Here is an 11331-nt window from a genome sequence, read left to right as displayed (position 1 = left end):
GATTGCGACTGACCTACATTCAACGGCATCAGCGGCCCGTTGCGCATTCTGCAACGACTGCGGCCAGAGAGTACCTGTTTGAGTGCTGTCACGGACGCCCCGCAGTCAGGCTAGGAAGCGAACGCTGCGCCGATGTACTGATCCACGTTGTCCTTGGTGACAACGGGGGCATCGAGCACAATCCGGTTCGGGACACCCTTCGTGATCAGGTCTGTGACCACTTCGCCCTGAGCGATCAATCGTGCCAAGGCAATACCGTCAGCTGCCTGGGTTGACGGGTAGATGACCGTGGCCCTCAGGACCGAGTCGCCAGCCTTGATGGATTCCATGGCGTTCTTGGAACCGGCGCCGCCGACCATGAAGAACTCGCTGCGGTTGGCGGCCTGGATAGCAGCCAGCACGCCGATGCCCTGATCATCATCGTGGTTCCAGACGGCGTCGATCTTGGGAGCAGCAGCCAGCAGCTGCGAGGTGGAGGCTTCGCCGCCCTGGACGGTGAAGTCTGCGGCCACGCGGTTATTGACCTTCAGGCCACAGTCGGAAAGGGCTTCCTTGAAGCCGCGGCTGCGGTCCTGCGTCAGGGGCAGGCTGTCAATACCGGCGATCTCGGCAACCACGGCGTCCTTCTTACCGTCCAGCTGCTCACAGATGTAGGTGCCGGCGCTGATGCCCATGCCGTAGTTGTCGCCCAAGACTGTGGTGCGGGCGGCGAAGGTGCTGCTGAATTCGCGGTCGACGTTGATGACGGGGATGCCGGCTTCCATGGCCTTGATGGCTACGTCGGTCAGTGCGGCGCCGTCGGTGGGCAACATGACGATGGCATCAACCTTGTTGTTGATGAAGGTTTCAATCTGGCTGATCTGAAGGCTCGCATCGTTGGTGCCTTCGGAAACTACCAGTTCTACGTCGTCGAACTGTTTGGCCGCATCAAGGGCGGCGCTATTAATAGCACCCAGCCAGCCGTGGTCAGCTGCGGGGCCGGAGAAACCAATGGTGATCTTGCCGCCGGGAGCCTTTGACTCTTGGGTCTGGCCCGCACTGCTGGTTGTTTCACTTTCGGGTGTCCCCGGGGTGCAAGCGGTGAGCAGACCGCCAACAGCAAGCAGGGCTCCTGATGTCATGAGCAGCCTGTGGCGAAGTGAACGATTCTGACGCATCTTTTTTCCTCCAAAGTTATTCAGACCCAGACGGTCCAATGTGGGGTGGTGCGAGTCGCCGCTGCGGAGGGAAATTCATCAGCTGGGGAGTTGTCTCGAGGCTGTGATGTCCACTTTGACGTCACAAGCAACATAACAGGCATTTTTTGAATTTGCTAGGGATTCGGAGAGAACTTTTACCGTTACGTTATCTGTTTAATGTGTGTTCCAACAAACTAGATTCCCGTAACTTTCAGGGAACAGTCGCAAAATAACCCGTGCACAATCGAGTTTTTACTGTTATGTTGCCTTTATGATCAATGTTGCTCATGACGGTCCTCTGCTGACCGTACGCTCCCTGACCAAGGGATTCTCCGGCGTCCAAGCGTTGAAGGGTGTGGACCTTGAGGTTCGCCCGGGCGAAGTCCACTGCCTCTTGGGCCAAAATGGCGCCGGTAAATCCACTCTCATCAAAACCCTTTCCGGGTCCTATCAGCCCGACAGTGGCGAGATCGTCTGGCAGGGCGAACCCGTCACCATAGCCAGTCCGTTAGATGCCATCGAGATGGGCATTGCCACTATGTACCAAGAGCTCGATGTTGTGGACGGGCTCACCGTGGCGGAGAACATCTTCCTTGGCCACGAACACGCCAAGGCCGGAGTCATCGACCGGCGCACCAGCATCAAGCAGGCGCGGCAGTTGATGGAGCGTCTAGGCCATAACAACATTTCGGCTACTCAAGAAGTGGGCACACTTTCGGCAGCCAATAAACAGATTGTCAGCATGGCCAGAGCACTCTCACACGACACCAAGCTGATCATCATGGATGAGCCCTCCGCAGTCCTGGACTCCGACGAGGTCGGCAACCTGTTCCGTGTAGTGGAGGACTTGAGTGCCTCCGGTATTGCGGTGATCTACATTTCCCACAGGCTTGAGGAGATCCGCAAGATTGGTGACCGCATCACCGTCATCAAGGATGGGCGCACAGTTGCCACGAACCTTCCAGTCGAGACCACCCCTACCCAGGAGCTCATCAAGTTGATGACGGGTAGGGAAGTCAAAAACGTCTTCCCAGTGGCTCGGCCACTTCCCGAAAACGCCGCCGTCATTTTGGAAGTGCAGGACCTGGCACTTGCTGGGGTCTTCACAGGTGTCGGTTTCGATGTCAGGGCCGGCGAGGTTGTTGGGTTGGCCGGGCTCGTGGGTTCAGGCCGCTCGGAAATCCTAGAAACCATCTATGGCGCGCGTAAGGCTTCCGCCGGCACCGTGAAAATGTCCGGAAAGACGGTAGCGCCTGGTTCGGTGTGGGCCGCCGTGAAATCGGGGATGGGGCTTTCCCCTGAGGAGCGCAAGAGCCAGGGCCTGATTTTGGACGAGCCGATCTACCGCAACATCACCTTGGCAAGCTTTGCCCGCTGGGCTACCGGTGGCCTTGTCAATGAGAAAGCTGAGCGGGAAGTTTCACACCAGCAGCTGGAATCGTTGGAACTCCGACCCGCCGAACCAGACAGGATTACCCGCACCTTGTCGGGCGGGAACCAACAAAAGATACTTCTAGCACGGTGGCTCCTGCATGGGACGGATCTACTTCTGCTCGATGAGCCCACCCGCGGTGTTGATGTTGGCGCACGTGCCGAGATTTACGCCTTGATCCGCAAGCTTGCCGACGCCGGGACCGCCGTCGTCGTGGTCTCCAGTGAAATCGACGAGGTGCTTGGTCTCTCGGACCGGGTCCTGGTGATCGCTGATGGCCGTGTCATCCATACTTCCCCCGCAGCCGCCATTGACGAGCACGGGGTGCTCGACTTGGTCATGAAAGGATCTGCAGCATGAGCGAAAACAATGTATCCATCGACGTCGCCGAGGATAATTCCCCGCCGCACGATACTCGCGGGAACCGCAGCGGTGGAGCTCAATCAGGGAGTCTTTTTTCTCGTTTCATGGGAAGCTCCGGAGCCCGCTCCATCGGCTTGGTTGTGGCACTGCTGCTCCTGGCGCTGGTGGGGTACATTACCGCCGGTGAAAGATTCGCCAGCGTTGGCAACCTACTGGTGATCCTGCGCTTCGCCTCCGTCATTGGTGTGGTCAGCATCGGTATGACCTTTGTGATTACCAGTGGTGGTATTGATCTGTCCGTTGGCTCCGTGCTGGGATTGACCAGCGTGGTGGCGACCTTATCCTGGGTGCAGGCCTTTGCCAACGAAACCCACTGGATCGTTATGGTGCTGGTAGCCATGGTTGTCGGCATGGTGGTGGGCCTGATCAATGGACTGGTCATTGCTTATGGTGGGGTGGTGGCCTTCATCGCCACTCTGGCCACTCTGGTGGCCGCGCGAGGATTGGCAGAACTGCTAGCCAACCGCACAACACAGATTGTGGTTGTCAGCGAGTTCAAGTCCGCTCTCTCCGGGAACTTGTTGGGCATCCCAGTGCTGATCTGGATGTTTGCCGTGGTGGTTGCTTTGGGCTGGTTCCTGCTCAACCGGACCACCTTTGGCCGCCGCACCGTTGCTATTGGTGGCAACTTGGAAGCTGCCCGCCTGGCCGGTATCAACGTCAAGCGTCACCTGGTGTACGTGTACGGGCTGGCCGGGCTAACCGCAGGTTTTGGTGGCGTCATGATGTTGGGACGCACCACTGCTGGTACGTCCACTCACGGAACGTTGCTCGAACTCGACGCCATCGCCGCCGTTGTGGTTGGCGGTACCCTGCTGATCGGTGGCCGCGGCAGCATCATGGGTACTGTCTTGGGCGTCCTGCTCTTCTCCACCCTGACCAACGTATTCACGCAGAACAACATGTCCACCTCGGTGCAGGCCATCGCGAAGGGCGTGATCATTGTCGGTGCAGTCATGCTCCAGCAGCGCTTCGCCAACCGTGCCCCGAAGAAGCTAGCCGCCGAAGTGAAGGCGCCGACGGCGACTACCGGAACTGCTGGGACTACCAAGCTCTGAGTCTGCGTGGGTGTTTGTCCCCGTGTGTTTGTCCCCGAGTCGCCACGTCTGGCCCCCTCATCACGTTTTAGGGGGCCAGATGTGTCGACTCGCGTTGGTGGTGGGCGGTGTGAGCCCGTGTTGAGCCGATAAGAAGCCCGTGCTGAGGGGGAATGCCCCCGATTCGGGGAATCTACCCTGGTAAAACACGATTAGGGCCCGGTCGTGGAAAGTTTTTCGGCAATTCATTGGACCAAACTGACCCGTTATCCACAGATTCTTCACTTTGGCCGATATCCGGCCCATTCCCTGCAAATTTTTGGCATTAATGGGGCATGGACAGATTGAATCCTCTGCCACGTCATCTCGAGAAAAGGCCGTTCACTCTCGAAGAGGCGCGGAGCGCAGGCCTTCCCCGCAAGCGAACACGTGGGCGTGACTTGGTGACGCCGAGTCGTGAGCTTCGCTTCCCGGCTGCCGTCCCACCGACACTCATGGATCGTTGCCGGGCCTACCTTGATGTGACACCAGACGGCATCATCAGCCATGCTTCTGCGGCAGTCCTCCATGGTCTGTTGCTGCCTTGGCGTCTTGAGAACCCACCCGACGTCGATGTGACACGGCCGCGGGGAGAAAAGGAAGTCAGGCGGAAGGGAGTCAATGGACACGCCTTGTGCCTTGAACCCTGGGAGGTGACAACGGTGGCCGGGATCGCTATCACTACCGTGGAAAGAACTCTCCTGGACCTTGCTCCGCATCTGGGAATCGACGAATTGGTGGTGATTGCAGACCAAATTGTTTGTGAGCACCATCGTTCCTTCGGCAGGGAAGTCTCTCCGCGTGTTGAACTTGGCAGATTGCGACGTTACCTCTCCGGACACTCGGGGGCGCGCGGCATGAAGCGGCTGCGGGCAGCGATGGGGCTGGTCCGAGTTGGTTCCGACTCGCCGCCTGAAACTAATCTGCGGTTGCTAATCATGCGTTCGCCTCTGCCCAATTTTGAACACAACGTCGAAATCAAGGATGCGTATGGCCGTGGCAAGGTGGGGCCTGACCTGGCGTGTGAAGAGTACACGACGTGTGCCGAATATGACGGCCTGCACCATTTCACGCCAGCGCAGCAATCCAGCGATCACGACAGAGACTTTGTCACGAAGTCCCTGGGCTGGCACCAGGTCCTGATCAATAAGGACGATATGAGGGCAGGGGAAATTGTGGTTGTCACGAAAATTGCCCGAATGTTGGTCGCAGGAGGCTGGAAGGATCCGCAGAATCTCGCACAGCGATCAATTGAGGGCCGGCTAAACACGCGCTGGGACTTTGGCTGACGCCCCACTGCTATCCCACACTGACACTGCGAGCCCGCGAGTCGACGCATTTGGCCCCCAAATGAGGAATTTGGGGGCCAAACGTGTCGACTCGCGGAGAGTAGAGGGCGGAGAGTGGCGGAACGAGCGAGAGGTTACGCCTTGTGCGCGGCCTCCTGATAGTTCGTCAGGATCTCCGGGCGAAAATCGGCGGCGGGGGAGACGATTGTCTCCAGAGGCCAGTCCGGACGTTCACCGTGCAGCATCCATGCGGCCTGCACTGCGGCACCACGGGCAACGTATTCGCCCGGCTTGGGGATGACAACCGGCACATCAAACACCTGACCAGCCACCACCTGGACCGCAGCATTTTGTACGGCACCGCCAATGAGCAGCAGGCGTTTGGCGGCCACACCCGTTGCCGTGATGGCGCCGAGTCCGCTTGCCAGCCCGCACAGCATGCCTTCGATCGCAGCGCGGGAAATGTTTTCCCGGGTCGTTGAGGAAATGCTCAGACCATGAAAGCTGGCCTTGGCGTGCGGCAGATTGGGTGTCCGCTCACCTTCAAAATAGGGAACAAGTACGACGCCGTCACTTCCGGGTTGTGCAGCTAGGGCCAGTTCCGCGAACTCATCAAAGCTGACATCCAGCAGTGATGACACGGAGCTGAGGATCCGAGCAGCATTCAAGGTGACGGCGATAGGTAGGAAGGAACCCGATGCGTCCGCGAAACCGGCGATGGTTCCAGATGTGTCACTGCTAGGCTGCTCGGCCACGGCAAAAACAGTCCCGCTCGTCCCGACCGAGACCACCATGTCCCCGGCAGCGGCTCCAAGACCAAGGGCGCCGGCGGCGTTATCGCCCGCACCTGCTCCGATAGTCACAACGTCATCTGTGGTCCGGTCAAAGAGTGAGCCGTGAACGGTACCAACAGATTCTGCTGGGCCTGCCACTCGGGGGAGAATCACCACTGAACTCGCAGCACTGCTGGCCTGAGGATCGGCTTCCCGGGCGGACCGGCCCAATGCGATTTCAAAGAGCTCTAGATCGTAGCTTTCCAGATGAGGGGACCAATAGCCGGTGCCGCTGGCATCGGAGCGGTCCGTGGTCAGTTGCTCAAGGTCCGGACCCAACGGGCTTTCACCGGCAGGACCGTAACCGCGCAGCCGCCAGGTGAGCCAGTCGTGGGGGAGTGCCACGGCTGCAACGCGGGCAGCATGGCTGGGTTCGTGGTCACGAACCCAGCGCACCTTGGTGATGGTCAGGGAAGCTACGGGGACCGATCCGCAGCGGCTCGCCAACTCGGCGGCGCCCAGCTCGGTGATCAGATCGGTAGCGGATTGGGCCGATCGGGTGTCGTTCCACAGCAGTGCCGGGCGGATCACCTGCCCAGCCGAATCCAGCAGGACCATCCCATGCTGTTGCCCCGCAACCGAGAGGGCGCGCACACCAGCCAGCCCTCCGGCGTCGTGCATGGCAGCCGATAAGGCCTCCCACCACAGGGACGGGTGAATTTCCGTCCCGTCCGGGTGGGAGGCCTTGCCGGTGCGCACTGTTTGCCCGGTGCTGGAATCAACAACAACAACTTTGCAGCTCTGGGTCGAGGAATCGACTCCGGCAACGAGGCTCATACTTCTCTACCGGGCGCCAAGGAGGTGTTCGAGGAACAGCTGCTGGAGCTTAACGAAACCGAAGCCCTTGCCGTCGTAGTAGGCAGCCGAATCGAAATCTTCGTAGGAAGACTTGTCTGCCAGCAATGTGTCGTAGCTTTCGCCAGCGTTGAGGGTGGGCTGGTTGATTTCGGCAACCTTGGAGAATTCCAGTGCGGCCTGGACTTCGGGATCGGCGCGGAAGGCTGCGGCACGTTCCTTCAGGAGCAGGTACATGCGCATGTTGGCAGCGGCTGAATCCCACACTCCGTTGATGTCCTCGGTGCGGGAGGGCTTGTAGTCGAAATGGCGGGGACCGGTGTAGGCCTGGGTGCCGCCGGGGCCACCATTCTCCAAGAGGTCCACCAGCGAGAAAGCGTTCTGGAGATCGCCGTGGCCAAAGACCAAGTCCTGATCGAACTTCACGCCGCGCTGGCCGTTGAGGTCAATGTGGAACAGCTTGCCTTGGTACAGGGCCTGGGCGATGCCGTGGGTGTAGTTTAGGCCGGCCATCTGCTCGTGGCCCGTTTCCGGGTTGACGCCCACCATCTCGGGGCGTTCGAGGGTTTCAATGAAGGCGAGGGCGTGGCCGACAGTGGGCAGCAGGATGTCGCCGCGAGGTTCGTTGGGCTTGGGCTCAATGGCGAAGCGGATGTTGTAGCCCTTGTCGGTGACGTAGTCACCGAGCAGGTTTACGGCCTCGCGGTAACGCTCCAGTGCGCCGCGGATGTCCTTGGCGGAATCGTATTCGCTGCCTTCGCGGCCGCCCCACATGACAAAGGTTTCAGCACCCAGCTCTGCAGCAAGATCCAGATTCTCGATGACCTTCCGGATGGAGAAGCGGCGCACATCGCGATCATTCGAGGTGAAGCCTCCGTCCTTGAAGACCGGATGACTGAACAGGTTGGTGGTGACCATGGGGATCACCAATCCGGTGGAGTCCAGGGCGCCCTTGAGTCGATCAATCTCCTTGCGGCGTTCGGCAGCTGTGGACTCGAACGGGAACAGATCATTATCGTGGAAGGTCATGCCATAGGCGCCCAATTCACTGAGCTTGTTGACGGCAACCACGGTGTCCAGCGGCGGGCGCGTTGCCGAACCGAACTGGTCCTGGGCATTCCAGCCGATGGTCCAGAGACCAAAGGAAAATTTGTCTTCGCGGGTGGGCTCGAGAGCCATGAGATGCCTCCAATGTAGTGGGACAGAGCTTTAATAAGTTCTGATCTCAAACATATGGCGAAAATTGGGCAACGTCAATGATCTGGCAAAACTATTTCGCCATGCTTGTCGATGAAAAAATCCCGTCCCTTGGCCAGTCTTGATGGATCACGCCAATTTGTGGGTTTATACGTCAAAAGCGTTAACTATGTGTTAATTGCACTAAATTTGGGCGCGCGTGACTACGCGGAGGCGCTCCGGTGCGGTGCTAGCAGTGACACTTCACTAGATTGCGGTGTAACCGCCGTCGATGACTATGTTTTGGGCTGTGATGTAGGAAGAAGCGTCAGAGGCCAAGAATGCGACAATTCCGTGAAGATCCTGAGGTTGTCCCATTCGACCAGCAGGGGTGCGTGCGACCCAGTCCGCGGCTAGCTCAGCGTTCTTCTCCGTGAACTGGCGGGTCATATCCGAAAGGAAGTAACCCGGAGCGACCGCATTGACACGAATTCCTGACGGGGCCCATTCGACAGCCAGTGACTTAGCTAGTTGCGTTACGGCAGCTTTTGACGAGTTGTAGGAGGCCTGGTGCTGAGGCACGTTCACGATGGAGCCCGACATGGAAGAGATGAAAATGGCGCTTCCTGGGAGCTTCGCCGCCAACAAGGCTTTTGCGAAAGCTTGGGCAGCGAAAAAGGTTCCGTCAAGGTTGACAGCCAGAACTTTCCGCCATTCGGCCACTGATACATTCACGCTGTCGTTCCAGATGGTGATTCCTGCGGCGGTGACTAGCGCTTGGGGCGTGCCAAGGGCTTTTTCGGCGCCAGTGAAGGCCTGCGCCAATGAATCGGGTTCAGTCACGTCGGTGATGGCCGAATAGGTGGGAACATTAAATTGCTCTGCCAGTCTGTGTGCGGATTCAACAACATCGGGTAAGACATCCAGCAGTGCAACGGCGCAACCTTGCGCGGCCAGTGCTTCAGCGATGGAATATCCTAGCCCTCGGGCGCCGCCCGTGATCGCCGCTACTCGGCCGTGAAGATCGCTGAACTCCATTGTTACTCCTGTTGGATCGTGTGGTTTTTAGCAGCATATAACACGCCGTGGATGTTGAATAGCCTGGGTGGGCTGGTACTTAGGGTGCTAGATGATGGTGGGTACTTGCTCGCGATAGGCGTCCAAGTGCTCGTCGTTTGGGTCGAGTTCGGTGATCAGGACATCGAACCCTGATAGGGGGAGGGAACGGAAACGTGCCCTAGTTTCGAATTTGCTGGAATCAACCGCCAGAACGCTTAACTGCGAGGCCTCGACCATGGCCTTCTTGACGGCCACTTGTTCCAAGGTCAATTCGCTGGTGCCGAAAGTGGTGTCCAGGCTCATGCTGGAGAGGAAGCAGATGTCCAGGGTGAATTGCTGAACGGACAGAACCGCGAGAGAACCAACGAGGCTAATGTTCTCCTCTTCGCGTTCCCCGCCGGTCAAGTAGGTGCGAATTCCTTCGCGTCCGTGAAGTGTCTGAAAGGCGCTGAGCCCGTTGGTCACAACGGAAACTCCAGTCAAGCCGGACAAGCTTTCAGCGAGTGCGTGCACCGTGGTTGAGGAATCCAGTGCGATCGCGGCTCCCGGCATGATGAGTGAGAGCATCTTCTCAGCTATTCGTTGCTTGGCGCCACCATTCTGATGCTTGCGCAGGGTGAAACTGTCCCCTCCGAGGGCCACGATGCCACCCCGAACTCGCCGAGCCAAGCCGGACGTCACGAAGGTGTCAAAGTCTCGCCGAATGGTCATCTCGTGCACATTCCACACTTGAGCTGTCTCGTTGAGCTGAAGGGCCCCGTGCTTCAGGAGTTCCTTAGCTATCGCTGTTCTGCGACTTTCTGCATCGAGCGTGCCCGTTAGTGCCACGGTGAAACCTCATTTTCCTTTGACCGATTTTGATTAGCTATCGATCGGCTAGCCATTGCTCTCTGAATTGTAGCTGTGCTACCGTCACACCTTAATGATAGTTTATGCAAAAGTTAACATTCAATAACACTTGGCATGAAATAGTTGCTGACCATCACGAGGATGTGAAAAGTACGTGAGTACAACCGCTGGACTGATCTTGCGCTCGAACCGTTTGGGTGCGGATAAGCGCAATACTAATTACGCCGGTGGTAACACCTCTGCGAAGGGCATTGCGGTTGATCCTGTTACGGGTGAGAACGTTGAGCTTCTCTGGGTCAAGGGATCCGGCGGAGACCTCGGAACCCTGCGCGAGGAGGGCCTGGCGGTGCTGCGTCTGGATCGTTTGCGCGCCATGGTTAACACGTACCCGGGTGTTGAGCGTGAAGATGAGATGGTGGCAGCTTTTGATTACTGCTTGCACGGCAAGGGTGGGGCTGCGCCGTCCATTGATACGGCCATGCACGGTCTGGTTGATGCGGCCCATGTGGATCATTTGCACCCGGATTCCGGTATCGCGATTGCTACAGCGGTTGATGGTGAAGCGCTCACCACGACTATTTTCGGCACGAAGGTGGCGTGGGTGCCGTGGCGCCGCCCCGGTTTCCAGCTGGGCCTGGATATTGCTGCGATCAAGGCCGGAAACCCGGATGCTGTGGGTGTGATCCTGGGTGGTCACGGTATCACTGCGTGGGGTGCCACCAGTGAAGAGGCCGAGGTCAACTCGTTGTGGATGATTGAAACGGCAGAGAGCTACATTGCCGCTCATGGTCGCAAGGATCCCTTTGGTGCGGAACTTCCCGGTTACGGCACACTGCCCGAGGCCGAGCGTCTGGCCAAGGCTGCTGCTCTGGCACCGACCATTCGTGGCCTGGCGTCGATGGATAAGGCTGCGGTGGGTCACTTCAGTGACGACACCGCAGTGCTGGATTTCCTGGCTTCCGCTGAGCATCCGCGTTTGGGTGCTTTGGGCACCAGCTGCCCGGACCACTTCCTGCGCACCAAGGTCAAGCCGCTCATCCTGGATCTGCCGGCAGATACTTCGGTGGAGGATTCCATTGCACGCTTGAAGGAACTCCACGCCGAGTACCGCACCGATTACGCGGCTTACTATGACCGCAACGCCGTTGAGGATTCCCCGTCGCAGTGGCCTGCCATGCGCGGCGCGGATCCGGCCATTGTGCTGGTGCCCGGCGTTGGCAT

The 11331-nt window shown here is 58.6% G+C and carries 9 protein-coding genes; 4 read left to right on the top strand and 5 right to left on the bottom strand.

The window, feature by feature from the left end:
* Nucleotides 1-110 precede the first annotated feature (110 nt).
* Nucleotides 111-1157, bottom strand: a complete 1047-nt coding sequence (locus AB0O97_RS19815) for a substrate-binding domain-containing protein (protein WP_363884960.1) — start codon at nt 1155-1157, stop codon at nt 111-113.
* Nucleotides 1158-1449: 292 nt separating this feature from the next.
* Between AB0O97_RS19815 and AB0O97_RS19810 the strand changes: the two genes are divergently transcribed.
* From AB0O97_RS19810 to AB0O97_RS19800, 3 genes are all read left to right on the top strand, one after another.
* On the top strand, nt 1450-2970 hold the full coding sequence (locus AB0O97_RS19810; RefSeq protein ID WP_363884958.1) for a sugar ABC transporter ATP-binding protein: 1521 nt from the start codon (nt 1450-1452) through the stop codon (nt 2968-2970).
* Between the two features lie 107 nt (nt 2971-3077).
* Entirely contained in the window at nt 3078-4091 is a 1014-nt protein-coding gene (locus AB0O97_RS19805; protein WP_363884962.1) for an ABC transporter permease, read from the top strand.
* Between the two features lie 422 nt (nt 4092-4513).
* Nucleotides 4514-5398 (top strand): hypothetical protein, encoded by an 885-nt coding sequence (locus AB0O97_RS19800; protein ID WP_363884957.1) that lies wholly within the window; start codon nt 4514-4516, stop codon nt 5396-5398.
* 134 nt (nt 5399-5532) lie between these two features.
* Here the strand turns inward: AB0O97_RS19800 and xylB are convergent, their stop codons facing one another.
* From xylB to AB0O97_RS19780, 4 genes are all read right to left on the bottom strand, one after another.
* Nucleotides 5533-7008, bottom strand: coding sequence for a xylulokinase (xylB, locus tag AB0O97_RS19795; RefSeq protein ID WP_363884955.1), 1476 nt, complete (start codon nt 7006-7008; stop codon nt 5533-5535).
* Nucleotides 7009-7014: 6 nt separating this feature from the next.
* The gene (gene xylA / locus AB0O97_RS19790) at nt 7015-8205 is read right to left on the bottom strand and encodes a xylose isomerase (RefSeq protein ID WP_363884953.1); all 1191 of its coding nucleotides are present in this window, start codon (nt 8203-8205) and stop codon (nt 7015-7017) included.
* A 264-nt stretch (nt 8206-8469) separates the two neighbouring features.
* The gene (locus tag AB0O97_RS19785; protein WP_363884952.1) at nt 8470-9240 is read right to left on the bottom strand and encodes an SDR family oxidoreductase; all 771 of its coding nucleotides are present in this window, start codon (nt 9238-9240) and stop codon (nt 8470-8472) included.
* An 87-nt stretch (nt 9241-9327) separates the two neighbouring features.
* Nucleotides 9328-10089: a DeoR/GlpR family DNA-binding transcription regulator gene (locus tag AB0O97_RS19780; RefSeq protein ID WP_363884951.1), complete on the bottom strand. Its 762-nt coding sequence runs from the start codon at nt 10087-10089 to the stop codon at nt 9328-9330.
* Nucleotides 10090-10264: 175 nt separating this feature from the next.
* Between AB0O97_RS19780 and AB0O97_RS19775 the strand changes: the two genes are divergently transcribed.
* A partial coding sequence (locus AB0O97_RS19775) for a class II aldolase/adducin family protein (protein WP_363884949.1) occupies nt 10265-11331 on the top strand: 1067 nt, incomplete at its 3' end.

It is taken from the genome of Specibacter sp. NPDC078692 (assembly GCF_040686835.1).
In the GTDB taxonomy this organism is placed as follows: domain Bacteria; phylum Actinomycetota; class Actinomycetes; order Actinomycetales; family Micrococcaceae; genus Specibacter.
Note: the sequence above shows the minus strand (reverse complement) of the source record. Positions and strands in the feature narration are given on the sequence as shown.

What these genes read in the sequence shown, in the direction of transcription:
- AB0O97_RS19815 (WP_363884960.1), bottom strand. Translation starts at nt 1,157, where the DNA reads ATGCGTCAGAATCGTTCACTTCGCCACAGGCTGCTCATGACATCAGGA.
- AB0O97_RS19810 (WP_363884958.1), top strand. Translation starts at nt 1,450, where the DNA reads ATGATCAATGTTGCTCATGACGGTCCTCTGCTGACCGTACGCTCCCTG.
- AB0O97_RS19805 (WP_363884962.1), top strand. Translation starts at nt 3,078, where the DNA reads ATGGGAAGCTCCGGAGCCCGCTCCATCGGCTTGGTTGTGGCACTGCTG.
- xylB (WP_363884955.1), bottom strand. Translation starts at nt 7,008, where the DNA reads ATGAGCCTCGTTGCCGGAGTCGATTCCTCGACCCAGAGCTGCAAAGTT.
- xylA (WP_363884953.1), bottom strand. Translation starts at nt 8,205, where the DNA reads ATGGCTCTCGAGCCCACCCGCGAAGACAAATTTTCCTTTGGTCTCTGG.
- AB0O97_RS19785 (WP_363884952.1), bottom strand. Translation starts at nt 9,240, where the DNA reads ATGGAGTTCAGCGATCTTCACGGCCGAGTAGCGGCGATCACGGGCGGC.